This is a genomic window from Curtobacterium sp. VKM Ac-2922 (genome assembly GCF_022815645.1).
In the GTDB taxonomy this organism is placed as follows: Bacteria; Actinomycetota; Actinomycetes; order Actinomycetales; family Microbacteriaceae; genus Curtobacterium.
Window position 1 is genome coordinate 1 of sequence record NZ_JALGRO010000011.1, and the last position, 25,250, is coordinate 25,250.

Here is a 25,250-nt window from a genome sequence, read left to right on the forward strand (position 1 = left end):
TGAGCCCGGTCAACTACCGAGCCCACGCCCTCGCGGCCTAACCTGACTTCACAGTCCAACCTTCGGGGACCAGTTCAGGGCTGGCACCGGGCCTCCAGTCCGTCAGCTGGTCGCGTCGACCGTCTCGCGCACCGTGTACTCGTCGGCTGGCTCCGGCACCGCCTCGGCGAGCGCTCCGACCACCTGGCCGAGCGCGTGCGCGACCGCCTGGTTGTCGCCGTCGGACAGCCCGTCGAAGACCTCGACCACGATCTGGTGGAAGTGGGCGTAGGACGCCTCGATCGTGGCGGCGGCCTGCTCCGTCGGCTCGAGCACCTGCGCCCGGCGGTCGGACGGGTGCGCCGTCCGCACGACGTCTCCGCGCTCGACCAGGGCGTCCACCAGCTTGGTGACCGAGGCGTTCGACACCGCGAGCATCACCGCCAGGTCCTTGGGCCCCATCGCCCGCTCGTCGCGGTGGGCCTGCAGCAGGTACCGGACGGCCAGGAACTCGTTCTTCGACATACCGCTCTCGGTGCGGGCGTGCTCGATCTGCTGCTCCTCGGCGTGCTGCAGGCGGAGCAGGGCGTCGACGGCGCGCTGGGCTGCTGCGGACCGCGGCTGACGGCCGTACAGGTGGTGGTGCTCGCGGCGGACGACGGTCAACGGCATGGGGTCAGGAGCTCCTGGTCAGGAACGGGGGACCGAGAAGAAGTCGGCGTACGAGGGCTCGGTGCGCCGGGACAGCAGCGACGGGTCCTCGATCCGAGCCGAGACCCAGGCGTCGATGACGTCCGGGGCGGTCAGGCCGACGCGGGGGTGGGAACCGGCGATCCGCGTGTTCCGCTGGACTCCGAGGTACGTGCTGCGCATGCGTGCTTCCACCTTCCTGGCCATCTCGATGCGTCCGTGTCGGACGCCGAGAGTGTTTCAGAACGTGAACGGTTCGTGCAATGAACGGTTCGTCTTCTGTACGTTTCGCGCACCGAACCGTTCGAGGCCGCCGCCGCGGAGCGGGCCGGACGTGCGGGGTGGCCGGGGATAGCGTCGAGTCATGGACCTCCAACTCACAGACCGTGTCGCGCTCGTCGTCGGAGGGAAGGGCTACATCGGCGCCGCCGTCGCCGACCGACTCCGTGCAGAAGGGGCCGCGGTCGTCGTGGCCTCTCGAAGTGCCGGCGACGACGGCGTCGCGATCGACACGGCGTCGCAGGAGTCCGTCGACGCGGGCGTCCGAGCGGTCCTCGAGCAGCACGGCCGGATCGACGTGCTGGTCGTCACCGCAGCCCCGAGCGCGGGAACGCTCGACCCGGCCCGCAAGTCCGACCCCGACCAGGTCGCCGGCGCGGTCGACGGCAAGGCGCTCGGGTTCCTGCGGGTCGCGAACGCCGTGCTGCCCGGACAGCGCGACGCCGGCTTCGGTCGGGTCGTCGTGATCAGCGGACAGAACGCCTACATCTCGGGCAACATCACCGCGTCACTCCGCAATGCGGCCACGAACATCATCGCGAAGAACCTGGCCGACGAGTCCGCCGGGTCGGGCGTCACCGTGAACGTGGTGAACCCGGGTACCGTGACCGACGAGCCGTCGGGCAGCGTGCAGCGCGGCGCCGGCGGCGAGTCGAGCCCGCAGCAGATCGCCGACCTGGTCGCGTTCCTGTCGTCGCCACTGTCGGTCGTGTCCGGCGAGTCGATCTCGATCGCGCACCGGATGCTCGGGTCCGTGTCGGTCTGACCCGTGCCGCCCGAGGTCGCGAAGGTCGTCTGCTACGTCGTGCACGCGGAACACCTCCTCGTGTTCACGCACGACGGGCTGCCGATGACGGTGACGGGAGTGCAGGTCCCTGCCGGCACCATCGAGCGCGACGAGTCCCCGGAGCACGCAGCGGAGCGTGAGCTGTTCGAGGAGACCGGACACCGGGGTTCCGTGCTCCGTCCGCTCGGCGTCGAGCGCTACGACCTCCGTCCGGCGCGCGACGAGATCGCGGTGCGGCACTTCTTCCTGATGTCGATGGCCGACGTGGACCTCGACGAGCGGTGGCAGGCCGGTGAGGCCTCGCGGTCGGACGGTGGGCCCGCGGTCTCGTGGACGTGCTGGTGGCTGCCACTCCGCGACGCGCATGTGCTCGCCGCCGGCCTGGGTGCGCGGCTCGGGACCGCTACCGACGGGTCATGACCGGATCGCGGCGGCGAGGTCGGCCGAGGTCGCCGGGTCGTCACTGCGTTCAGCGTCGACCACCAGGGCGCCCTCGTCCGTCGGCGGCTCGAAGGTCGCCGCGTGCTCGGCCAACACGGCGTCGGTGACGTCCGCCCGGAGCCCTGACCGACGGTTCGACCGGACCCGGACCCGCTGCAGCTCCGGGTCGATCTGCACCCAGACGAGGACGAAGGGCACGCCAGCTTGGTCCGCATCGGCTCGCCACGCGTCCCGCACGAATCGCGGAGACCCGGTGTCGTCGACGATGACGTGCTTTCCGTCCGCGAGCATGCGGGCCACCCGTTCGTGGGCGATGCGGTTCGTCGTCGCCCACTCCTCGAGCGGGATGCCCTGGCCGCCGTCCAGGCCGCGCTCGTCGTTGATGCGGTCGAGGCTCGTGATCTGGGCACCGAGCTCCTCGGCGAGGCGCGCTGCGAGGGTGCTCTTGCCGGAGAAGGACAGTCCGCAGGTCAGCACAAGTGCCATTGCTGGACTGTACAACTCGTCGAGGTCGATAAACTTATCAATCGACACGTGCACCTGCGGTAAATTTATCGCGGTGGCAGATCTCCACCCTCCGACTCGCAGCGTCCGACCCCGGCAACGCCGTGGGTCAGGGCCGCGTGTAGTCGAACTGCAGGCGCATCCGGTCCCCGCGGAACACGATCGTCGAGTACTCGAACCGGGTACCGGCCCGGTCGGAGATGACGTCGGTGAGCTGCAGCGCCGGGTCCCCGCGGCGCAGGTCGAGCAGGGTGGCGTCGGACTCGGCGACGGCGACGGCCTCGAGCGTCTCGGCAACGTCGTGCATCGCCAGGCCGAAGGCGTCCTCGAGGACCACGCAGAGCTGCTCACCGACGACGTCGAGCCCGGCGAGGGTCGGGGCCATCGCCGCCGGCACGAACGAGCGGTGCACGCTCAGGGGCTTGCCGTCGACCGATCGCAGTCGCACGATCGCGAACACGTCGTCGTCGGCGCCGAGGCCCAGGCGGTCCCGCACGCGGGCAGGGGCGGGGCCGCGGTCGAGCGCGACGAGCTCGGTGGTGATGTCGTACCCGAGCACCTCGAGCTGCTCGCGGATGCCGCGGTAGGCGGGTGACACCGCGCTGATCTTGTCCGGCGCGACGAACGTGCCCTTGCCCGGGACGCGGGTCAGCAGGCCGTCGGCGGCGAGCTTGTTGAGCACGCCGCGCACCGTCATGCGGCTCAGCCCGTAGTGCCGGTTGAGCTCGTTCTCGGACGGGATCCGCTGACTCGGCAGCCACTCACCGCTGGCGATCTTGGCCGTGAAGATGTCCTCGAGCTGCTGGTAGATGGGCACGACGGAGTCGCGTTCCACTGCGTCGATCACGGACCACCTCGCTGCTCGGCCGACTCACATCGGATGATCGGTCAGTTTACTTGTCGAGCCCTGTCTAGACAGGTACAGTCCGAGCACGTCGTCGATGCGGACGACCATCCCACGACGGAGTGAGGAGTGCCGATGGACGTGTCCACCAGGGCGATGACCAGGACGGCCCGCGACGACGGGTACGCGGTCCCGGCCGTGAACGTCTTCGACGAGCTGAGCATGCGCGCGGTGATCGCCGCAGCCACACGGACACAGGCACCACTCATCGTGCAGATCTCCGTGAAGACCGTCCGGAGCTCGGGGACCGCGTTCACCACGGACCTGTTCCGAGCCCTCACCCGCGACGTCACCGTGCCGGTCGCCCTGCACCTGGACCACTGCCCGGACCGCGCCGTGCTCGACGACGTGATCGCCGCCGGCTGGTCCAGCGTCCTGTTCGACGCGTCCGATCGCGACCTGGACGACGCGGTGCGTGAGACCGGCGAGGTGACCGCGGCAGCGCACGCCGCGGGCGTCGACGTGGAGTCCGAGATCGAGAACATCCTGGGCGTCGAGGACGGGGTCGGCAGCGACGCGTCCCGGCACGCGTACTCGGTCGAGCAACTGGCCGACGTCGCCGCACGGACCGACGCCGACCTGGTCGCCCCGCAGCTCGGCACGAGCCACGGCCTGTACAAGGCGGACCCCGTGCTGCTGCCCGAGCGCGCGGCCGGACTCGCGGCGCTGACCGACCGGCCGATCGTCCTGCACGGGGGCACCGGCCTGAGCGCAGCGGACTTCCGGTCGTTCATCGACGCCGGGGTGTCGAAGATCAACATCTCCACCGCGGTCAAGCACGCCTACATGCGGGCCTCGCTCGCACACCTCGAACAGGCCCGCGCATCCGACAGCTGGGACCCGCCCAAGCTCGTCACCGCGATCGAGTCCGCCGTCACCGACGTCATCGCCGAACACGTGACGTGGTTCGGCGCGGACGGCAGGGCCGGGCGCCGATGACGCACGCGCTGGTGTTCGACTGCGACGGCGTGCTCGCCGACACCGAACGCGACGGCCACCTGCCGGCCTTCAACGAGACCTTCGAGCACTTCGGCCTGCCGGTCCGGTGGAGCGAGGACGACTACGCGAGCGTCCTGCGGATCGGCGGCGGCAAGGAACGCCTGGCGTCGTTGCTCACACCGGACTTCGTGGGCCGAGCGGGCCTCCCGTCCGACCCCCAGGACCAGCGGGCCGCCGTCGCCGAGTGGCACGCCGAGAAGACGCGCCGGTACACGGCCCGGGTCCGGGCGGGCGCGCTGCCGGCTCGACCCGGCATCGCACGCATCGTGCACGCAGCGCACGACGCCGGATGGCGACTGGCGATCGCCTCGACGTCGGCCGAGGCGTCGGTGCGAGCGGTGCTCGAGCACGTCGTCGGCCAGGACGCGGCCGCGTGGTTCGCGGTGTTCGCCGGTGACGTGGTGCCGCGCAAGAAACCGGCGCCGGACGTCTACGAGCTGGCGATCCGCGAGCTCGGCGTGCCCGCGGACGAGACGGTCGTGGTCGAGGACAGCGCCAACGGCCTGCGCGCCGCCGTCGCCGCCGGGTTGTGCACCGTCGTCACCGTCAGCAGCTACACCGCCGACGAGGACTTCACCGGCGCCGCCCTGGTCGTCGACAGCCTGGGCGACCTGCCCGACACCCCGGACCGGGTGCTGCAGGACCCGCACCACGTCGAGCCGGCCGGTCAGGTCACGCTCGACACCCTCACCGAACTGCTGCGACTGACCGGAGGACGACCGTGACCACCGAAGCCACCACCCGACTGGCGACCGTCGTGCAGCGCATCGCGCAGACCTGCGTCGACAACGAGACGTACTTCTCGGACCTGGACGCCGTCGCCGGGGACGGTGACTTCGGGTACTCGCTGGCCCGCGGGTTCGAGATCGTGCTCGCCGAGTTCGACGGGTACGACCAGGAGGACCCCGGCGCGTTCCTGCAACGGGTCGCGATGACGATGAGCAGCCGGATCGGCGGCACGTCCGGTCCGATCTGGGGCACGGCCTTCCTGCGGGCGGCCGGGGTCGTCAAGGGCAAGCAGGACCTGGGCATCGAGGACGTCGTCGCGATGCTCCGAGCGGCGGTCGAGGGGATCAAGAAGCGCGGTGGTGCCGACCTCGGGGACAAGACCCTGCTCGATGCGATCGTGCCGATGACGGACGCGATCGAGGCTGACGCCGGCGGGGACTCGGACGGTGCTGCGATCGCCCGCCACGCCGCCGAGGTCGCACGGAGCGCGGCGGACGCGACCTCGGCGCTGCAGGCCCGGCGTGGCCGCGCGTCGTACACCGGCGAGCGCAGCATCGGGTCGCCGGACCCGGGCGCCGTCGCCGTCGCGGTGCTGGCCGAACGCATCGCCGAGACCTGGTGAGACCCGACCGGACCCAGCCCGACCCGACCGGACCCAGCCCGACCCGACCCGAGACATCCCGACCCGAACCAGCCGGTCCGACCCAGCCCGACCCGAGACCCCCCGCGTTCCATCACGAAGGAGTGAGGCACCCGCAATGAAGAAGTTCGTCAACGACCCGAAGCAGTTCGTCCCCGACATGCTCAAGGGGCTCGCACTCGCGAACCCCGACACCCTGACCTACGACCCCGAGTACAACCTCGTGGTCCGGGCCGACGCCCCGAACGACGACAAGGTCTCGATCGTGCAGGGGTCCGGCTCGGGGCACGAACCCGCGCACGTCATGGTCGTGGGCAAGGGCATGCTCGACGCCGCCTGCCCCGGTGACGTGTTCGCCGCACCGCCGACGGACTACGTGATCGCGGCCGCCCGCCGGGTGAACAGCCCCAGGGGCGTGCTGCTGCTCGTGAACAACTACACGGGCGACAAGATGGCGTTCGAGATGGCCGAGGAGTTCGCCGAGGCCGAGGGCATCAAGGTCAAGACGCTGTTCATCGACGACGACGTCGCGGTCAAGGACTCCACGTACACGATCGGCCGCCGCGGTGTCGCGGGGAACTTCTTCGTCATCAAGGCCGTCGGTGCCGCGGCCGAGGCGGGAGCGGACCTGGACGAGGTGGTGCGGGTCGGCGAGAAGGTGAACGCGGTGACGCGCACGATGGGCGTCGCGCTGACGGCCTGCACGCCCCCGGCCAAGGGCTCCCCGCTGTTCGAGCTCGGCGACGACGAGATCGAGGTCGGTGTCGGCATCCACGGCGAACCCGGGCGGGCACGGCAGAAGATCGTGCCGGCGGACGAGATCGTGGACATCCTGCTCGACCCGATCGTGTCCGACCTGCCCTTCTCGAGCGGGGACCGGGTCGCGCTCATGGTGAACGGGCTCGGCGGCACCCCGATCAGCGAGCTGTACCTGCTGTACGGGATCGCGCACGAGAAGCTCGTCGCGCAGGGCATCACCCCGGTGCGCAGCTACGTCGGCGAGTACTGCACGTCGCTCGACATGGCCGGGGCGTCGATCACGCTGGTCAAGCTCGACGACGAGGTCGAGGAACTGCTCGCCGCCCCCGCCGAGATCCCGATCCGCACGTTCTGACCACCAGACCACGGCGTCGGATCCGGCGCCGCCGCACTGTGACCAAGGAGGATCACATGGCAACGAACCACGCAGTCGCGTACAAGGGACCGGGGCAGGTCGAGGTCATCGACGTCGACTACCCGACCTTCGAACTGCACGACGGGCCGGGCGTCAACCCCGCCAACGTCGGGCGCAAAGTGAACCACGGCGCGATCCTGCGCACGGTCGCGACCAACATCTGCGGCAGCGACCAGCACATGGTCCGCGGCCGCACGACGGCTCCCACCGACCTGGTGCTCGGCCACGAGATCACCGGCGAGGTCGTCGAGGTCGGCCCGGACGTCGAGTTCATCAAGGTCGGTGACCTGGTGTCCGTGCCGTTCAACATCGCCTGCGGCCGCTGCCGGAACTGCAAGGAGCGCAAGACCGGCATCTGTCTCAACGTCAACCCGGACCGCCCGGGCAGCGCGTACGGCTACGTCGACATGGGCGGCTGGGTCGGTGGACAGGCCGAGTACGTGCTGGTGCCCTACGCCGACTGGAACCTGCTGAAGTTCCCGGACAAGGACCAGGCGATGGAGAAGATCCTGGACCTGGCGATGCTGTCCGACATCTTCCCCACCGGGTTCCACGGCGCGGTCACCGCGGGTGTCGAGGTCGGCTCGACCGTCTACGTCGCGGGCGCCGGTCCGGTCGGACTCGCCGCGGCGACGGGCGCGCTGTTGCTCGGTGCGAGCGTCGTCATCGTCGGCGACATGAACGCCGACCGCCTGGCCCAGGCCCGCAGCTTCGGCTGCGAGACCGTGGACCTGACGAAGGGCGACCCGGCCGACCAGATCGACCAGATCCTGGGCGAACCGCTGGTGGACTGCGGCATCGACGCCGTCGGGTTCGAGGCGAAGGGCCACGGGTCCGGATCGGGTTCCGAGGCGCCGGCGACGGTCCTCAACTCGCTGATGGACGTCACGGCGGCCGGCGGAGCGCTCGGGATCCCCGGGCTCTACGTCACGGGTGACCCGGGCGGGGTCGACGACGCCGCCAAGAAGGGCTCGCTGTCCCTGAGCCTGGGCACCGGCTGGGCGAAGTCGCTGTCGTTCACGACGGGCCAGTGCCCGGTCATGAAGTACAACCGGCAGCTGATGATGGCGATCCTGCACGACCGGACCAGCATCGCGGCGAACGTCAACGCCAAGGCGATCGGCCTGGAGGACGCACCGCGCGGCTACGCCGAGTTCGACAAGGGTGCGGCGACGAAGTACGTCCTGAACCCGAACGGCCTGATCAAGGCGGCCTGATCACGGCGGCCTGAGGGCCGGCACCCCACCGGACGGGAGGCTCGGTGCCAGCTGGCACCGGGCCTCCCGTCCGCACGTGGTCCAGCCGGATCTCGCCCGGACGACCCAGCGCGTTCACCCGCTGGAGCGATGTCCGGACCGTCGCGAGCACCGAGGCTGGGTCCATGCCCACCTCGACCACCCGCACCACCGCCGCCACCCTCGTCGTCATCGCCGTCGTCATCGGGGTGGCCTGCTGGGCGATCGGTGGCGCACACGCCCCGGACAGCAGCGACCGCAGCAGCACCGTCTCCCGGACCGTCGGCAGCTCCGGCGTCACCGTGACCAGCGGCACCGACAGCACAGCGGGATGAGCGCCACTCACCACCGTGTCGGGCGCCGTGCGATGATCGAGCCGTGAGGGACGGGCGCGGGTTCATCAGGCCGCTCCCCCTGCGGTCGATCGTGGTCGACCTGGGCTGGGCACTGGTCGCCGCCGTGGTCTTCCTGGCCCCGATCGACCTCGAACTCGAACACGCGAGCCTGCTGGCCGTGGTCGCCGCGACGCTCGCGATCGCCGTCCGTCGTCTGTCCCCGTCCGGCGCGATGCTCGTCGCGGTCGCCCTCGGTGTGGTCCAGGTGCTCGGTGGTGAACGCCCGTCACTCGTCGACCTCGCCCTGTTCGTGGTGGTCGGCAGCGTCGCGATCGTCGGGACGCGGACCGAGGTCGTGCTGGCCGGTGTGCTGTCGGTCGTCGCCGGCGCCACCGCGTCGATGTACCTCGCCCACACGGGGTACCGGTTCGCGGTGCTGTTGAACGGCCCCCGCGACCAGGCCGCGATCGTGCTGGCCGCCCCGGCGTTGGCGCTGGTGTCCGTGTGGGCGACCGGCCTGGCGACGCGGGCGGTCCGGTCGCAGGTCCTCGAGTCGGTCCGCCGCGCCGATGCCGAAGCAGCGGCCAGCCGGGCCGAAGAGCTGGCCAGCCGCGCCGAGGCCGTGGCGACCCGCGCCGTCGACGAAGCCGAGTCCGAGCGCATCCGCGCCGACATCGCCCGCGACGTGCACGACGTGGTCGGCCACTCGCTGGCGGTCATCATCGCGCAGGCGGACTCGGTGCCGTTCCTCGACGACGAGGCCCGCATCCGCGAGGTCAGCGCGACGATCGCCAGCACCGCCCGCAGCTCGCTGGTCGAGGTCCGTCAGGTGCTCGGGCACATCGACGGCTCGGACATCGGCACCGATCCGGCGTCGCTCGAGGCGATCGTGCAGGGCATCCGCGAAGCCGGAGTCGACGTCGAGCACACCGTCCGCGGTGACGCCGGTTCGCTGGGCCACGAGACCGGCACGGCAGCCCGTCGGGTGCTGCAGGAGATGCTGACGAACGCGCTGCGGCACGGCGCTCCCGGTGGCAGCGTCGCGGTGCGCGAGACGTGGCGGTCGGCAGACCTGGTGCTCGAGGTGGAGAACGCGGTGCCCGTCGTCGAGCAGCCCGTCGGCGAGGGGCTCGACATCGACCCACGCCCGTCCACCGCGGGGTCCGGCCGCGGCCTGACGGGCATGCAGTCCCGCCTGGCCGCCCTCGGCGGGTCGTTCGACGCCGCCGTCCTCGACGCCGTGTTCAGTGCACGCGCCCGCATCCCGTTCGACGTCCATGGGGGGACCAACCGATGACCGATCCGATCCGCATCCTGCTCACCGACGACCAGGCCCTGTTCCGCGCGGGCCTGCGCGTCGTCCTCGACGCCCAGCCCGACATGGTCGTCGTCGGCGAGGCCTCCGACGGCGCCGAGGCGCTCGCACTCGTCCCGGATCTCCGGCCGGACGTCCTCCTGCTCGACATGCGCATGGCGGGCATGGACGGCGTCGAGACCGTCCGCCGGCTGTTCTCCGGTGCGGTCGAGGGCCCGCTGCCCCGCGTCGTCGTCCTGACGACGTTCGGCCTGGACCCGGCGGCCGCCACGGCGATCCGGCTGGGCGCGAGCGGGTTCCTGCTCAAGGACACCACGCCGCCGTTCCTGTTCGCAGCGGTCCGGGCGGTGCACGAGGGCAGCTCGGTGATCGCGCCGAACGACCTGTCGCAGCTGTTCGGCGCCGACGTCGAACGTGCACCGGCCCCGCAGCCGTCCGAGTTCCAGACGCTGACCGACCGCGAGCGCATCGTGTTCGGGTGGGCGTCGCGCGGGCTGTCGAACGCGGAGATCGCGGCGCGGGAGTTCGTCACCGAGTCCACGGTCAAGACGCAGATCTCGAGCATCCTCGGCAAGCTGGCGCTGCGCGACCGGGTGCAGCTGGTCGTCTACGCGCACGACCACGGCCTGGCCGGCGCCCGCGACGCCTAGTCCGCGGCAGGCGCCTGGTCGGCAGTAGGCGCTGCCCCGGCAGCCGGGCCCTGGAACCCGATCAGCCAGGTGACCCCGAAGCGGTCACGCACCTGCCCGTCGTGGTCCCCCCACGGCCGGAGCGTCAGCGGGTCGAGCACCGTGCCGCCCTCGGCGAGCGCGTCGAACCACCGCGCCGAGGTCGCCGCGTCCGCCGCTCCGAGCAGCGCGAACAGCACGCCGTCGACGACCGTCGGGTGCTCGCCGTCAGCGGTGTCGGCCGCGAAGACGTCGACCGGTCCGCGCAGCTCGCCGTGGGCGATCGCGTCGCCCGGCCCGTCCTGACGACCGAACTCGGCGAAGGTGTGCCGCTCGACCGTGCCGCCGAACACCTGCTGCCAGGTGTCGAGGGCGTCGGCGGCGGTTCCGGAGAAGTGGAAGTACGGCACGGGTGCGCTCATGCAGGAACCGTACTGCTGCGCTCAGCCGAGGGCCAGGACCTCGTCGAGCACCTGTTCGACGGCGGCGGGGTCGTGGGCGAACCGGCCGAGGAACAGTCCGCCGATGCGTCCGTGGCCACGCGTCAGCAGACCGGGTCCGGCGCTGCCCCCGTACAGGACGGTGCTGCCCGCCAGCTCGGGCCGCGTCGCCAGGTGCGCCGCCAGACGGTCGAGCACCGTGACGACGTGCGCGTCCGGCGCGGGCTCGGCCGCACCGATCGCCCACACCGGCTCGTAGGCCACCGTGAGTGGTCCGGTCACGCCGGCGGCGTCGGACTCGGACAGCGCGCGGTCGAGCTGCGCGGTCACGTCCGACACGGCGTCGTCCGTCGCTGCGTCGTCCGCACGGGAGGGCCGGGTCGTCTCACCGACGCAGACCAGCGGCCGCAGGTGGTTGCGGAACGCCGCGTGCACCTTGGCGGCGACGACCGCGTCCGTCTCGTGGAACAGCGCGCGGCGCTCGGCGTGCCCGATCTCGACCAGGTCGACCCCGATCTCGTGCAGCTCGGCGCCGGAGACCTCACCGGTGAAGGGACCGTCGTCGGCCCACCCGAGGTCCTGCGCGGCCAGCTGCACCCCCGACCCTGCGAGCAGGTCGCGCACGGGCACGAGCGCCGGGAACGTCGGCGCCACGAACAGCGTCGCCGCGCCGGACAGCACGGCCGGGTGCCGACGGGCGATGTCCGCGACGGCACCCGCCCACGCCAGGGTCCGGGCGTGCGAGAAGTAGGTCTTCAGCGAGATCCCGATCGTGGTCACGGCGCCACCGCGGCGACGATCAGCGCGAAGGACACGGCTCCCGGGTCCGCGGTGCCGACGGCCTGCTCGGCGTGGGTCCGCGCGCGGCCCTTGCGCGGGAGCATCGCGGCGGTCGCGTCGGCGGCCGAGCGCGCCGCATCGGACGCCGCGCGCCAGGCCTGTGCAACGGGTGCTCCGCCGTCGAGCTGCTGACGCAGGACCGTGTCGAACGGCACGAGCGCGTCGACCATCGTCTTGTCACCGGGGACCGCGCCGAAGGCCAGCACCGCTTCGGTGGCGGCGTGCACCGCGTCCGCGACGCGCGCACCCGTCGGACGCTCGTCGTCGCCGAGGACGCGACCCAGGGCCTCCAGTCCGGCTCCCCAGATCGCGCCGGAGGTGCCACCGGCCCGGTCGGACCAGGCGTCCGCGGCGATCCGCAGCACGCTCCCCGCACCGGCACCGGCCTCGACCGCATCGGCGGCTGCGGTGTCGGCCGCGTGCGCACCGCGCTGCATGCCGATGCCGTGGTCCCCGTCCCCGGCAACCGCATCCAGCCGGCCGAGGTCGTCGGCGTGCTCGTCGACGACGGCTCGGGCGGCGGCGAGGGCGCGCGCGACGGATGCGCCGACCTGGCGGGAGTCGTCGGACGCGGGGCCGATGGTGACGGCCTGCAGGTCGGCTTCGGCCTCGGCCGCGGCGACCGGCTGCTGGGGCAGCGCACCGCCCTTGCGGAACGCAGGGGTGTCGGCCGGCGCTGCCCACAGGGCCTCGAGTTCGTCGTCCAGCCAGAAGAGCGTGAGCGACACCCCGGCCATGTCGAAGCTCGTGACCAGCTCGCCGACCTCGGGTTCGACCAGCACGGTGCCGGCGTCGACGAGCAGCCGCTGCGCCGAGCGGTAGACGACGAAGAGCTCCTCGTACTTGACGCTGCCCAGCCCGTTCAGGATCGGCACCACCCGTGCGCCGTCGACCACGACACCGTCGGGGAGCTCGTCGAGCAGCCGCGACACCAGCAGCTGGGCCAGTCCGTCGGCAGTCGGCACGTCGGTCTCGTCGATCCCGCGTTCGCCGTGGATGCCCATGCCGACCGCCATCCGACCGGCCGGGACCGTGAACAGCGGGTCTGCTGCGCCGGGCAGCGAACACCCGGAGAACGCGACGCCGAACGAGCGGGTCCGGTCGTTCGCCCGCTCGGCGACGCCCGTGACGGCGTCCAGGTCACGCCCTTGCTCGGCTGCGGCACCCGCGACCTTGAACACGCAGAGGTCCCCGGCGATGCCGCGACGCTCGTGCGGCCGGTCGGCCGGGGCAGAGACGACGTCGTCCGTCACGCGGACGGTCCGGACCGGGATCCCGTCCTGCTCGAGCGTGCGCGCCGCGGCGTCGAAGTTCAGCACGTCACCGGCGTAGTTGCCGTAGCTGAGCAGCACGCCGCCGCCGTGCTCGGACGCGCGGGCCACCCCGGCGACCTGCTGGGCGCTCGGGCTGGCGAACAGGTTGCCGAGCGCGGCCCCCGCGGCCAGCCCCGGGCCGACCAGCCCGCCGAACGCCGGGTAGTGGCCGGAGCCACCGCCGATGACGACGGCGACGGTGCCGTCCGGGCTCGTGGTCGACCGGGCGACGCCACCGTGCACCCGACGCACCCAGCGGTCGTTCGCGGCGACGAAGCCCTCGGTCGCCTGGTCGGCGAAGTCCGCGGGGTCGTTGAACAGTCGGGTCATCGTGTCGTCTCCTTCGTCGCCACGTGCGCGGTGTCGAGCAACTCGTCGGCCCGGGCCCCGCGGAAGTACTTGGTGCAGAAGATCATCACCGCGGCCACGAAGGCGAGCACCCCCAGGGACACGATGCCGAACGCACCACTGTCGGTCGGGACCACCTCGTTGATGGCCGTGCGCATGATCGGGGCGACGAACCCGCCCAGGTTGCCGAGCGAGTTGATCAGGCCGATGCCCGCGGCGGCCGCGGCCCCGGTCAGGAACGCCGTCGGGTACGCCCAGGTGATCGGGCCGACCGCCAGGAAGCTCGCCACGGCCAGCGTGATGAACAGGATGCCGAGCACGGGTTGCCCGTTCGCACCGGCCCACGCCGAGCCCAGGATCGACAGCCCCGTCGTGACGTAGAACATCGCGCCCCAGCGTCGACGCCGACCGACCGTGTCGGCGCGCGAGCCGATCAGGTAACAGGCGACGAGTCCGACCAGCCACGGGATCGCGGTGACCAGGCCGACCTGCCAGCCGACGTCCTGCCCGAGCAGCGACGACACCTGCTGCGGCAAGTAGAAGGTCGTGCCGTACACGGCGACCTGCAGGCAGAAGTAGATGATCGTGAAGTACCAGACGCGGCCGCTGGCCATCGCCTTCCAGATGCCGGTCGGGCCGTCCTGGCTGCGGGCGGTGTCCTCGCGGGCCATCGCCGCCGTCAGCGACGCCTTCTCCCCCGGCTCGAGCCACTTCGCCTGCTGCGGACTGTTCGTCAGGAACACCACCGCGGCGACACCCGCGAGCACCGCCAGCACCCCCTCGCCCGCGAACATGACCTGCCACCCGTGGAACGGCGTGGCCTGGTCGCCGACGCTGATCAGCCCGCCGGAGAGCGGGGCGCCGATCATCTGCGAGAACGGCTGCGCCAGGTAGAAGATCGCGAACATCCGCACGCGGACCTTGTTCGGGAACCACTCGGACAGGTACATGATGACGCCGGGGAACAGTCCCGCCTCGGTCACGCCCAGGATGAACCGCAGCACGATGAACATCGTGTCGTTCGTCGTGAAGGCGAACAGCGCGGCGACGATGCCCCACGTGATCGCGATGCGGGCGAGCCAGAACCGGGCACCGAACCGCTTGAGCAGCAGGTTCGACGGGATCTCGAAGATGGCGTAGCCGATGAAGAAGATGCCGGCGCCGAGCGCGAACGCCGCGTCCGAGATGCCGCGGTCGACCCGCAGCGCCTCTTCGGCGAAGCCGACGTTGGTGCGGTCGAGGAAGGCGACGAAGTACAGGATGACGAGCATCGGCATCAGGTGCTTGGTCGCCTTGCCGATGGCGGACCGCAGGCCGGGGTCGTTGGTCGATCCGAGCGCGGGGGCAGGGGGCAGTGACACGGGGTTCGCTCCTTTGCGAGCACGGTGCGGGACTGGAGGCGCGGATCGCGCCGGTCACGACCGGTCACGTTCCGCGGGCGGCCGGGCCTAGTGCATGTACAGGCCGCCGTCGACGTTCAGGGTCTGGCCGGTGACGAACCCGGCGTCCTCGCTGATCAGGTACGCCACCGCCGCGGCGATGTCCCTCGGGGTGCCGATGCGGGGCAGGACCCCGTCGGCGGCCATCGCGGTCTTGCGTTCCTCGGTCAGGGTGCCGCCCATGATGTCGGTGTCGATCGGGCCGGGGGCGATCGCGTTGACCGTCACGCCGCGCGGCCCGAGCTCGCGGGCGAGTCCCCGGGTGAGCCCGATGACGCCGGCCTTGGCGACCGAGTAGGGCGTCTTGCTGAAGGTGCCGCCGCCGCGCTGAGCGGAGACCGAGGACAGGGTGACGATGCGCCCGTACCCGTTCGCCACCATCGACTCCGCCGCTCGCAGGCTGGCGAAGTGCACACCGTCCAGGTTGATCGACAGCACGCGGTGCCACTCCCCCGGCGGCAGGTCCAGGTAGGCGTGCGCCGACGAGACGCCCGCCAGGTTCACCAGGGCGACGAGCGGCGTGAGCTCGGCCTCGATCGTGTCGAACGCTGCGCGGACCGCTGCTTCGTCGGAGACGTCCGCGCCGACGCCGACGGCACGGACGCCGTGCTGCTCGTGGACCTCGGCAGCGACGGCGCGTGACGCGTCGTCGTCCAGGTCGATGATCCCGACGTCCCACCCCGCCTCGGCCAGGTGGTGTGCGGTGGCGCGGCCGATGCCGCGCGGCGATGCCGCCCCGGTGAGGACGACCGTCCTGCTGCTGGTGGTGCTCATGGTGCGCTCCCTCAGTGGATCGGTGCCGGGCCGAGGTCGTCCAGCAGCTGCTGCATGGCGACGTAGGCACGGTTGCGGTAGGCGACCAGCTCGGGGGTGCGGTCGGCCGGCACGTCCAGGTAGCCCGAGCCGGACTTGGTGCCGAGTTCGCCGGCATCGACGTGCTGCTGCAGCGTCGGTGGTGTGGCGAAGCGCTCGGGCCAGCGGGTCTGCAGCGACTCGAAGCAGAACGCGTAGACGTCGAGCCCGGCCATGTCCGCGATGGCGAACGGGCCGAAGAACGGCAGGCGGAACCCGAACGTGGTGCGGACGATGGTGTCGATGTCGTCCGGGGTCGCGATGCCCTCGTCGGCGATCTTCGATGCCTCGTCGAACAGTGCGTACTGCAGGCGGTTCAGCACGAACCCGGTGGAGTCCTTCACCCTGGCGGACTGCTTGCCGGTGGCGGCCACCACGGCCTCGCCGACCTCGACCGCGTGGTCGTTCGTCGTCGGGTGCGGGATCAGCTCGACGCCCGGGATGAAGGGCGCCGGGTTCGAGAAGTGCACCCCGAGGAAGCGTTCCGGGTTCGTGACGGCCTCGGCGAGCGACGCGATCAGGATCGTCGACGTGTTCGACCCGATCACGGCGTCCGGGCGGGCGGCAGCGCTGATGCGGCGGAGGGTCTCGTGCTTGATCGCGAGCTTCTCGGGCACCGCTTCCTCGATGAAGTCCGCGGTCGCGACGGCGTCCTCGATCGTCTCCGCGGCACTGAGGTGCTCGCGCACCCGCTCCACGGCATCATCGGGGAACAGGCCGTCGGCGACGAACTGGGCGGTCTCGCCGAGCAGTCGGTCGAGGTTGGCGCGGGCGATGTCGCCCGAGACGTCGGCGATCCGGACGGTGTGCCCGGCCAGGGCCAGGACCTGGGCGATGCCGCCGCCCATGTAGCCGGATCCGACGACGGCGATGTCGAGGGTGCTCATCGAGTTGCTCCTTCGGTGGTGGCGCTGAAGTCCGCGGTCGCCAGGACGCCCCGGATGTACTGCTGGTTCGTGGCGCAGACACCCAGGCTGTCCCCGCCGTACTGCTCGGTCATGACGATGCCGCGGAACCCGTCCGCCACCGCGTCACGCAGGACCTGGCGGTAGTTGATGAGCCCGGTCTCCATCGTGCTCGGGACGCTCGTCGCCCAGCTGCCGTCGGCCGACTCGTCGCGCGTGTAGTTCTTGACGTGCAGGTAGTTGGCGTACGGCATGGTCTTCGCGAACAGCTCGCGCCACTGCTCGACCGGGCGGTGCAGCCGGATCAGGTTGGCGACGTCGGCGTTCAGCCCGACGGTGTCGAGTCCGATCTCGTCGACCAGGCGGACCGCACTGTCGGCGGTGCCCAGGTACGTGTCCTCGTACAGTTCGAGCGCCATCGGCAGCCCGACGGACGCGGCGTGCTCGCCGAGTTCGCGCAGTCGGGACACCGCTGCCGCCCACATCTCGGGGTCGTCCGGATCCTTCGGGCCCTGCGCCGTCCAGAACCACAGCGCGCGCTTCTGGGCGTCGTTGAAGGGCTGGTGCAGACCGGTCGAGAACACCTGCATGCCCCACTCGGCGGCCGCGTCGATCGTGCGGTGCGCGTACGCCAGGTTCTCGGCCTCGTGTCCGGGCTGGATGACGCTGCGGCGCTGCAGGTGCACGGACGGGATCCCGATGCCGTGCGACCGGGCGACGGCGAACAGCTCGTCGCGGCGCGAGGGCTCGAGGTCGGCGGGGCGGATGTGGCTGTCGGCGAGTTCGGCCAGCGAGAACCCCGCGGCGGCGATCTGGCCGAAGACGTCGTCCCACACCGCCGGGTCCGCGTCGTGCATGGCCACGCCGTCGCGGCCGACGGCGGGGAAACCGTGCAGGCAGGCGGCGATCGGCCACGTGTCGGCGGTCCAGGTCGTCGTGTCCCAGTCCTGCTGGACCCAGTCCTGCGGTGTGCTCACGGAGTGCTCCCTTGCGACTACGGTGTGCGGTTCGTCTCTGAACCTCTTTCCTGTAGGAAAGATACTCCGACCACGGCAGATCGCAACAGGTCGTACCGAAGTGGGACCAAACCCCTCTGACGGGGGGCTCCGAAGAAGACCGGGCTCGGAGGATCAGGACGCCCGTGCCGCTGACCCGAACCTCGGCACGGGCGTCCGTCCCCGCATCAGGACGACGACTCCCCGGCAGGCCGCTGACCCGAACCTCGGCACGGGCGTCCGTCCCCGTATCAGGACGACGACTCCCCGGCAGGCCGCTGACCCGAACTTCGGCACGGGCGTCCGTCCCCGTCACAGAGGATCAGGACGTCGCGCCCCCAAGGGCCGCTGACCCGAACCTCGGCACGGGCGTCCGTCCCCGTATCAGGACGACGCGCGTCAGGACGTGTGGGACGCGTCCGCGCGAGACCGCTCACGCACGGCGTCGATGTGCGCCCGCATCGCCGCGACCGCCGCAGCTGGATCGACCGCCAGCGCGTCGATGATCGCCTGGTGCTCGTGCACGGCACGGTCGGTGTCGTCGTCCCCGCCCTCGACCATCTGCCGCATCCGGTGCACCCGGGTGGTGATGGCCTCGGACATCTCCTGCAGGAACGGGTTGCGCGTCGCGTCGAACAGCACCTGGTGGAACTGCCAGTCGCTGCGGAAGAACCGGGCCATCGTCTCCTCGGACGCGGCCCCCGCGCCCACCCGCGCGATGTCGGCGGCGACCTCGGCCTGTTCGGCGAGCGCAGCCTCCAGTCGGGCGCGGAGCGCCACCACGTCACCGCGAGCCGCCAGGTCGACCGCACCGGTCTCGACGATCAGGCGCGCGTCGAACAGTGCCTCGAGCTGCTCACCGGCGAGCGGCGGCGCCACCCGGTAGCCCTTGTTCGCCTCGCGCACGACCAGACCGGTCCGTTCGAGCTGCACGAGCGCTTCGCGCACCGGGGTGGGCGAGACGCCCAGGGTGCGCGCCAGACCGTCGATCGACAGGCGCATGCCCGGTTCGACGTCGTGGCCCATCAGCACGTCGAGCACCCGGTCGTAGACCCGGTCGCGCAGCCCGCGCTGCGTGATCCGTTCCGCTCCGAAGCCGGGCACCGTGGTCGTCACACCGTCGATCCTAGAGAGTCGGGGTGCGCGGCCGGAGTCACGCCAGACGCGCCGACAGGAAGTCCACCATGCTGCGCACCAGCAGCGCACGCGAGGACGCCCGTCGGTACTCGTGGCCCTCCCCCGCCAGCTCGACGTACTCGACGTCGTGCGCGCGGTCACGGAGCGCCGTGACGAGCTGCTCGGCCTCGCCGACGGGCACGTTCGTGTCGAGCTCGCCGTGCACGACCAGCATCGGCGCCGTGATGTCGTCGACCGCCCGCATCGGCGACAGCGACGCCAGCAGCGCCGCGTCGTCCACCGGATGGCCGTACTTGGTCGCCGCGGCTGCTGCGATCCACGGCTCGGTGTCGCGGTAGAAGGTCGCGAAGTCGCTCATCCCGCACACCGCCACGCCCGCTGCGAAGACGTCGGGCGTGAACGCGAGCGACGCGGTGGTGGCGTACCCGCCGTAACTGCGGCCCTCCACCGCCACGCGCGACTGGTCGGCGTGCCCGTTCGACACGAGCCAGCGTGCGCAGTCGACGACGTCGGCCAGGGCGTTCCACCGCAGGGCCAGGTCGTCCGCGTGCACGAACGCGGTACCCGACCCGGACGATCCGCGGATGTTCGGGGCGAACACGGTGATGCCCGCCGCGGCGAGCGCCTGGTGCTGCGGCGAGAAGGTCGGCCGCTCCTGCGACTCCGGGCCGCCGTGCAGGTGCACCATCGCTGCACGACGGACGGGAGGCCCGGTGTCGGTGGCAGGCTCGGCCTGCGTCGACGGGGTGGTGCCGTCGACCGCCGGGTACAGCCAGCCGGTCAGCTCGAGGCCGTCACGGGCGGTGAAGCGTTCGAGGCTGGGGTCGACGAGAGCGACGTCGGGCAGCGTCGGCACGTCGGTGACCCTGGCCCACGTCAGGGCGTTCGTGTCCAGGCGCCAGAGTTCGCGCGGGCGGGTCGGGCCCTCGACGGCCAGGATCACACTCCGGCCGTCGCGGCTGAGCACCGGGTCGGTGACGACGGCTCCGGGCAGGTCCGGCACGGGTGTGCGCGAGGCGTCGTGCGTGTTGATCAGCTCGAGCTCGCTGCGCCCGGCGACGTTCCAGCCGAGCAGCAGCGTGCGGCCCGCGTCGTCGGCGTCCAGGAACTCCAGCTCGGCGTCGTCACGCGCGACGATCGGTCGGGGCCGTCCACGCCAGCCGTGCGGGCCGACCGGCTGCGCGACGAGCTGGCGGCGGGGTGCCCCGGCCTCGGTCGCGACGTAGGCGACGAGGGGGCTGGTCTCGCTGGCGGGCGACGGCCGCAGGAACGCGATCTCGGCCGAACCGGATGCCGGGTCGGTCAGCAGCGGGTGGCTCTCGTCGGTCAGCCGGTCGACCGCGACGACGAACTCCTGCCCGCGCTGCCCGTCGCCGATCACGACCAGGCGTTCCTCGACCGACAGGTCGAGCACGTGGATCAGCTCGCCCACCGCCAGGTCGTCGCGGTCGCCGGACACCGGGTCGACCAGGTACGCGCGGGTGGGCTGCTCGGGCTCGGTGGACGGCAGCGTGATCACGACACGGTGTCCGCTGCGGCTCCACGGCCCGAGTTCGGCGTGCTGGTACCGGGAGCCCGCGATCTGTGCGGCGTCGGTGCCGTCGGGGCGAACCACCCAGACCTGCTGCTTCACACCGCCGTCGGTCGCGATGGCCACCGCGAGCCACTCACCGTCGGACGACCACGAGACGCGGATGACCGGGTCCTCGGACAGCCGGATCCGCATCGGCTCGGACGGGGTGCCGTCGACGACGACGTCCTGCACGAACACCTCGGGGACCCCGTGCCGGTCGCTGACGAACGCGACGCGCCGGGCGTTCCGGGTCATCGTCGGTCCCCACGACCCCCATGCTGCGGTGAGCGCGTCGCCCAGGTGCGTCACCGGACGCCCTGTCGCTGCAGCCACATCTCGATCAGCCCGAGCTGCCACAGCGCGTTCGCGCCGATCTCGGTCCGGGTGGCGTTCGGGTCGGCGAGCATCCGTTCGACCGTACCGGGATCGAACAGGCCGCGCTCGCGGGCCTCGGGGGCGTGCAGCGCCTGGCGCACACGCTCCAGGTACGGCCCCTCGAGCTGTCGGATCGCGGGCACCGGGAACGACCCCTTGGACCGGTCGACGATCGCATCGGGGACGATCCCGCGCGATGCCCGCTTCATGACGCCCTTGCCGCCGTCGGCCAGCTTGAGCTCGGGCGGGATCGCGCCGGCGAGCTCGACGAACTCGTGGTCGAGGAACGGCACGCGCGCTTCGAGCCCCCACGCCATCGTCATCGTGTCGACGCGCTTGACCGGGTCGTCGACGAGCATGATCGTCGTGTCGCTGCGGAGTGCGGCGTCCACGCTCGTCTCGGCACCGGGGCGGGCGAACTCCGCGTCGACGAACGCCGACGGGGTGTCGTCGTCGCTCCGCCACCGCGGACCCAGCAGTCCCTGCAGCGCCGGCCACCGGCGGTCCATGAACACCGACCGGTACGCCTCGGCCGCCTGGTCGCGGGGCACGTCGGCGAGCGGCGGGTACCAGCTGTACCCGGCCAGGACCTCGTCGGCGCCCTGTCCGGACTGCACCACCTTGACGTGCTGCGAGACCTCTTGCGACAGCAGGTAGAAGGCGACGCAGTCGTGGCTGACCATCGGTTCGCTCATCGCGGCGACCGCACCGTCGATGCCGTCGAGCAGCCGCGACGACGGGATGTGGATGCGGTGGTGGTCCGTGCCGAACTGCCGCGCGACCAGGTCGGAGTACGCGAACTCGTCGCCGGACTCGCCTCCGGCCGCCTCGAAGCCGATGCTGAACGTCGCGAGGTCCTGCTGACCGGCCTCGGCGAGCAGCGCCACCACGAGCGACGAGTCGATGCCGCCGGACAGCAGCACCCCGACGGGGACGTCGGCGACCATGCGGCGCTCGACCGCGGTGCGCAGCGACCCGATGAACGCCTGCTGCCAGTCCTGGTCGGTCCAGTCCGACCGGGCCGGGTCGCGCTCGAACCGGGGCTCCCAGTACACGGTGTCGTGCGTGGAGCCGTCGGGCTCGACCACGCGGACGGTCGCGGGTGGGAGCTTGCCGACGCCGGACAGGATCGTTCGGGGTGCCGGGACGATCGAGTGGAAGGACATGTACGACGCGAAGGCGACGGGGTCGATGGACGTGTCGACGGACCCGCGGTCGCCGTTCCCCGCCAGGATCGCGGGCAGGGAGCTCGCGAAGCGCAGGCCCCCGGGCACCGCCGCGACGTAGAGCGGCTTGATGCCGAGGCGGTCGCGCGCCAGCACCAGGCGGCCGCTCGCGTGCTCCCAGATCGCGATCGCGAACATCCCCACCAGGTGGTCGACGAACGCCGTGCCCCACTCGGCGTACGCCGCGACGATCACCTCGGTGTCCGAGGTGGAGTCGAACGTGTGGCCCTTGCCGTGCAGCTCGTCGCGCAGCTGCCGGTAGTTGTAGACCATGCCGTTGTAGGCGATCGTCAACCCGAGCCGTGACACCACCATCGGTTGTGCGCCGGCGGTCGACAGGTCCACGATCGACAACCGCCGGTGCCCCAGGGCGACCGGGCCGCGCGCCCACAGTCCGTCGCCGTCCGGCCCGCGGTGCGTCAGGCACCCGGTCATCCGGGCCACGGCCGCGACGTCCGGGGTGGTGCCGTCGAAGCGGATCTCGCCGGCCAGTCCGCACATCAGCGTTCTCCTTCGGGTCCGACGATCCAGGTGTCCTTGGCGCCGCCGCCGCGCGAGGAGTTGACGACCATGCTGCCCTCGGGCGCGACCCGTGTCAGCGCGACGTCGGCCAGGTGGACGTCGTCCGGCCCGGTCCCCGTGACGTAGACGAACGCGCGCAGGTCGACGTGCCGCGGATCGAGTCCGGCCGGCCCGATGGTCGGGTGCGAGGACAGCTGCACCACTTCCTGTCCGACCCATGCCGACGGGTCCGCGGCGATCCGTCGGCGGCGTTCGGCGACCTCGGGAGCGCTGGCGCTCGGGCCGATCAGGACGTCACGCCCGCCCTCGCCGTCGACGGGCTTGGTCACGAGTTCGCCGACGCGGTCGAGCACCGACAGCCGCTCGCCCTCGAGCTCGGGTCGGTAGGTCGGAACGGACTCGAGCAGCGGCTTCTGCTCGAGGTAGTACCAGATCAGGTCGGGGACGTTGACGTACATCGCCTTGTCGTCCAACAGGGCGTTGCCGGGGGCGTTCGCCAGGTACACGCCGCCAGCCTGGGCGACGTCGAGGACCCGCGGCCCCAGGTCCGGCAGGCGGTCGTTCGTCAGGGCGCGGACGTCACGGTCGATCCGCAGGTAGAGCGCGTCGAGGACCTGACCGCTCGGCGCGTGCACCACGTGGCCGTCGACGACGTCGAGGTCCGACTCGGTCACCAGGTGCATGCCGGCACCGTCCGCCAGCCGCCGGTGCTCGTACCAGGCACCCGCGCCGGGACCGTCGGTCAACAGCGCCAGCACCGGGTCGGAGGCTCCGGTCACCGCCGTCGCGTTCGTCCGGAGCGTCGTGCGGAGCCGCTCCGGCACCGTGGCCGGGTCACGCAGACGGGGTGGCCGTGGGGCTTCGGGCACCACGGCGTCCATCAGCTCGCGCAGCGCCAGCCCGTAGGCGACGCCGGACGGCGACCGCACGTTGTCCTCGAGCACCCGCCAGCCGCCGAACTCGTTGCGGACCAGGTCGAAGCCGATCACGGGCGCCCGAACGGCGGTGGCGGGGAGCCGCGCGGCGTCGGGGTCCCAGCCGTTCGCCCCGACGAAGTCGTCGTCGTCCATGGCGCCGTCGGTCACGATGCGCCGCGGCCCGTAGGCGTCGCGCAGGAACAGCTCGATCGCACGAGCCCGCTGCACCAGTCCGGCCTCGAGCTGCGCCCACTCGTAGGCACTGACGGTGCGCGGCACCAGGTCGCAGCCGAACGCCTGGACGCCGCCGTCCACCACGAACCCGACCTCGTGCTCGCGGGTCCAGACGTCGCGTGCGGCGCAGTGCTCGATCGTGGTGTCGACGTCCCACCGGCCGAAGTACGCCGCCAGGTCGCGGAACGCCGGTCGGGGGCGTGCCCCGGGCCCGACGGCCTCGTCGCCCGCACGCACCCGGTACGACGGGATCGCGGCGACGTGGTGCTCGTCGCGGCCGGACGGGGTGCCCGCGGTGTCCTCGACCACCTGCGCCACGACGTCGTCGAGCTCGCCGCGTTCGGCGTACGCCGTGCGCTGCCGGTCGGTGGAGTTGCCCCGGGCCAGGGTGTCCTCGAGCAGGGCCGTCACGGTGCCCCAGTCGCCGAGTTCTTCGAGCTGCGGCCGCAGCCGTGACACGAGCTGCCGTACGGCGACCTCGGCCGGCAGCCGCTCCGGGTGCTGCCCGAGTCCGAGCAGGTCGCCGCTCAGGCCACTGCGGGCGGCCTGCCACATCGCCGCACGGTGCAGCGGCTCGCTGCGTGGGTGCCACTCGGCGCCGGACTCGACGGCCACCTCGGCCCGACGGACGGCGGCGCGGAACAGTCCGGCGATCAGCACGGCGTCGTCGACCACCGGCGTGGCATCGCAGACCCGCAGCTCGAGCGTCGGAGCGTGCGAGGACGGTCGCACGTCGAAGTACGCCATCTTCTTGTCGGCGATGACCCCGGACGCGATCAGGTCGTCGAGCACCTTGTCGTACTCGGCCGCGTTGTCGACCCGACCGAAGCTGCCGGCGGACGGCCAGCGCTGCCAGATGATGCTCCGGAACGACGCGTACCCGGTGTCCTGCCCGTTCCAGAACGGACTCGACGCGCTCAACGCGAGCAGTGCCGGCAGCGTCGGTGCCACGCGCTGGGCGATCTGCACCGCCAGGTCGCGGTCGCTCACCCCGACGTGCACCTGCAGCCCGCAGATGAGCTGTTCGTCGACGAGCATCCGGTACTGCTCCTGCATCCGACCGAAGCGCCCACCGCTCGTGAGCTCGAAGTCGGCGTACTCGGACCGTGGCGCGGTGCCGGCGGCCGCGATCGTGACGCCCGACGGCGCGATCGCTGCCGCGAGCTCACGCCGCAGGTCGACGATCACCCGGCGCAGGTCGTCCAGGGTCGTCACCACCGGGGTGTTCGTCTCGATGGTGGTCCGCTGCAGTTCGGCGCCGAAGCGGTCGGCGGGCAGCTTGGGCAGAAGGCGCGGGGCCTTCGCGGAAAGTCGGCCGGACTCGAGGTCGATGAGGTGCAGCTCTTCCTCGGCGCCGAGCGTCAGCTCTGCACTCATGTCTGGAACCTACCGAAGGGACGCCCGGGTGCGCCCGCGTCGGACGAGATCGTCTCGCGCCCGTAACAATCTGGTGGT

The 25,250-nt window shown here is 71.7% G+C and carries 25 protein-coding genes; 10 read left to right on the forward strand and 15 right to left on the reverse strand.

Features of this window, described 5'->3' with window-relative positions; all coding sequences use genetic code 11:
* Window positions 1-102: 102 nt before the first annotated feature.
* Window positions 103-651, reverse strand: a complete 549-nt coding sequence (locus MT346_RS13165) for a MarR family winged helix-turn-helix transcriptional regulator (protein WP_243563532.1) — start codon at window positions 649-651, stop codon at window positions 103-105.
* 18 nt (window positions 652-669) lie between these two features.
* Window positions 670-852 (reverse strand): hypothetical protein, encoded by a 183-nt coding sequence (locus MT346_RS13170; protein WP_243563533.1) that lies wholly within the window; start codon window positions 850-852, stop codon window positions 670-672.
* A 181-nt stretch (window positions 853-1,033) separates the two neighbouring features.
* Here MT346_RS13170 and MT346_RS13175 point away from each other — a divergent pair, with 181 nt between their 5' ends.
* Both MT346_RS13175 and MT346_RS13180 read left to right on the forward strand, forming a co-directional pair.
* A complete protein-coding gene (locus MT346_RS13175; RefSeq protein WP_243563534.1) occupies window positions 1,034-1,714 on the forward strand; it encodes an SDR family NAD(P)-dependent oxidoreductase in 681 nt (226 codons plus the stop codon).
* A gap of 3 nt (window positions 1,715-1,717) precedes the next feature.
* Window positions 1,718-2,155 (forward strand): NUDIX domain-containing protein, encoded by a 438-nt coding sequence (locus MT346_RS13180; RefSeq protein ID WP_243563535.1) that lies wholly within the window; start codon window positions 1,718-1,720, stop codon window positions 2,153-2,155.
* Here MT346_RS13180 and MT346_RS13185 read toward each other — a convergent pair.
* Window positions 2,150-2,662 carry an ATP-binding protein gene (locus MT346_RS13185; protein ID WP_243563536.1) on the reverse strand — a complete coding sequence of 171 codons (513 nt, stop codon included), beginning with the start codon at window positions 2,660-2,662 and terminating at the stop codon, window positions 2,150-2,152. The two genes, MT346_RS13180 and MT346_RS13185, sit on opposite strands and share 6 nt — an antisense overlap.
* A gap of 127 nt (window positions 2,663-2,789) precedes the next feature.
* Window positions 2,790-3,527, reverse strand: coding sequence for a GntR family transcriptional regulator (locus MT346_RS13190; RefSeq protein WP_243563537.1), 738 nt, complete (start codon window positions 3,525-3,527; stop codon window positions 2,790-2,792).
* Between the two features lie 132 nt (window positions 3,528-3,659).
* Here MT346_RS13190 and MT346_RS13195 point away from each other — a divergent pair, with 132 nt between their 5' ends.
* The 8 genes from MT346_RS13195 to MT346_RS13230 all read left to right on the forward strand — a co-directional run bounded on the left by MT346_RS13195 (window position 3,660) and on the right by MT346_RS13230 (window position 10,661).
* A complete protein-coding gene (locus MT346_RS13195) occupies window positions 3,660-4,523 on the forward strand; it encodes a class II fructose-bisphosphate aldolase (protein ID WP_243563538.1) in 864 nt (287 codons plus the stop codon).
* Complete coding sequence (locus MT346_RS13200) at window positions 4,520-5,308, forward strand: HAD-IA family hydrolase (RefSeq protein ID WP_243563539.1); 789 nt, start codon at window positions 4,520-4,522, stop codon at window positions 5,306-5,308. Before MT346_RS13195 ends, MT346_RS13200 begins: the two co-directional genes overlap by 4 nt.
* Window positions 5,305-5,934, forward strand: a complete 630-nt coding sequence (gene dhaL, locus MT346_RS13205) for a dihydroxyacetone kinase subunit DhaL (protein ID WP_243563540.1) — start codon at window positions 5,305-5,307, stop codon at window positions 5,932-5,934. The genes MT346_RS13200 and dhaL overlap by 4 nt, the downstream gene beginning before the upstream one ends.
* A 136-nt stretch (window positions 5,935-6,070) precedes the next feature.
* Window positions 6,071-7,066: a dihydroxyacetone kinase subunit DhaK gene (gene dhaK, locus MT346_RS13210; RefSeq protein WP_243563541.1), complete on the forward strand. Its 996-nt coding sequence runs from the start codon at window positions 6,071-6,073 to the stop codon at window positions 7,064-7,066.
* 56 nt (window positions 7,067-7,122) lie between these two features.
* Entirely contained in the window at window positions 7,123-8,343 is a 1,221-nt protein-coding gene (gene fdhA, locus MT346_RS13215; RefSeq protein ID WP_243563542.1) for a formaldehyde dehydrogenase, glutathione-independent, read from the forward strand.
* Between the two features lie 164 nt (window positions 8,344-8,507).
* On the forward strand, window positions 8,508-8,696 hold the full coding sequence (locus tag MT346_RS13220; protein ID WP_243563543.1) for a hypothetical protein: 189 nt from the start codon (window positions 8,508-8,510) through the stop codon (window positions 8,694-8,696).
* A gap of 43 nt (window positions 8,697-8,739) precedes the next feature.
* Complete coding sequence (locus tag MT346_RS13225; RefSeq protein WP_243563544.1) at window positions 8,740-9,993, forward strand: sensor histidine kinase; 1,254 nt, start codon at window positions 8,740-8,742, stop codon at window positions 9,991-9,993.
* Window positions 9,990-10,661, forward strand: a complete 672-nt coding sequence (locus MT346_RS13230) for a response regulator transcription factor (protein ID WP_243563545.1) — start codon at window positions 9,990-9,992, stop codon at window positions 10,659-10,661. The genes MT346_RS13225 and MT346_RS13230 overlap by 4 nt, the downstream gene beginning before the upstream one ends.
* On the opposite strand, the gene MT346_RS13235 is transcribed toward MT346_RS13230, so the two are convergent.
* The 11 genes from MT346_RS13235 to MT346_RS13285 all read right to left on the reverse strand — a co-directional run bounded on the left by MT346_RS13235 (window position 10,658) and on the right by MT346_RS13285 (window position 25,172).
* On the reverse strand, window positions 10,658-11,101 hold the full coding sequence (locus tag MT346_RS13235; protein ID WP_243563546.1) for a VOC family protein: 444 nt from the start codon (window positions 11,099-11,101) through the stop codon (window positions 10,658-10,660). The two genes, MT346_RS13230 and MT346_RS13235, sit on opposite strands and share 4 nt — an antisense overlap.
* A 21-nt stretch (window positions 11,102-11,122) precedes the next feature.
* Window positions 11,123-11,899, reverse strand: a complete 777-nt coding sequence (locus MT346_RS13240; RefSeq protein WP_243563547.1) for a triose-phosphate isomerase family protein — start codon at window positions 11,897-11,899, stop codon at window positions 11,123-11,125.
* A complete protein-coding gene (locus MT346_RS13245) occupies window positions 11,896-13,602 on the reverse strand; it encodes a dihydroxyacetone kinase family protein (RefSeq protein ID WP_243563548.1) in 1,707 nt (568 codons plus the stop codon). Before MT346_RS13245 ends, MT346_RS13240 begins: the two co-directional genes overlap by 4 nt.
* On the reverse strand, window positions 13,599-14,981 hold the full coding sequence (locus MT346_RS13250) for an MFS transporter (protein WP_243563549.1): 1,383 nt from the start codon (window positions 14,979-14,981) through the stop codon (window positions 13,599-13,601). Before MT346_RS13250 ends, MT346_RS13245 begins: the two co-directional genes overlap by 4 nt.
* An 87-nt stretch (window positions 14,982-15,068) precedes the next feature.
* Window positions 15,069-15,833, reverse strand: coding sequence for an SDR family NAD(P)-dependent oxidoreductase (locus tag MT346_RS13255; RefSeq protein ID WP_243563550.1), 765 nt, complete (start codon window positions 15,831-15,833; stop codon window positions 15,069-15,071).
* An 11-nt stretch (window positions 15,834-15,844) separates the two neighbouring features.
* Window positions 15,845-16,798: a 3-hydroxyacyl-CoA dehydrogenase family protein gene (locus MT346_RS13260; protein ID WP_243563551.1), complete on the reverse strand. Its 954-nt coding sequence runs from the start codon at window positions 16,796-16,798 to the stop codon at window positions 15,845-15,847.
* Window positions 16,795-17,793, reverse strand: coding sequence for a sugar phosphate isomerase/epimerase (locus tag MT346_RS13265; protein WP_243563552.1), 999 nt, complete (start codon window positions 17,791-17,793; stop codon window positions 16,795-16,797). Before MT346_RS13265 ends, MT346_RS13260 begins: the two co-directional genes overlap by 4 nt.
* Before the next feature lie 417 nt (window positions 17,794-18,210).
* A complete protein-coding gene (locus MT346_RS13270) occupies window positions 18,211-18,927 on the reverse strand; it encodes a GntR family transcriptional regulator (RefSeq protein WP_243563553.1) in 717 nt (238 codons plus the stop codon).
* 37 nt (window positions 18,928-18,964) lie between these two features.
* Window positions 18,965-20,830, reverse strand: coding sequence for a prolyl oligopeptidase family serine peptidase (locus tag MT346_RS13275; protein WP_243563554.1), 1,866 nt, complete (start codon window positions 20,828-20,830; stop codon window positions 18,965-18,967).
* On the reverse strand, window positions 20,827-22,623 hold the full coding sequence (locus MT346_RS13280; protein ID WP_243563555.1) for an N-acetylglutaminylglutamine amidotransferase: 1,797 nt from the start codon (window positions 22,621-22,623) through the stop codon (window positions 20,827-20,829). The genes MT346_RS13275 and MT346_RS13280 overlap by 4 nt, the downstream gene beginning before the upstream one ends.
* Window positions 22,623-25,172, reverse strand: coding sequence for a carboxylate--amine ligase/circularly permuted type 2 ATP-grasp protein (locus MT346_RS13285; RefSeq protein ID WP_243563556.1), 2,550 nt, complete (start codon window positions 25,170-25,172; stop codon window positions 22,623-22,625). Before MT346_RS13285 ends, MT346_RS13280 begins: the two co-directional genes overlap by 1 nt.
* Window positions 25,173-25,250 lie beyond the last annotated feature (78 nt).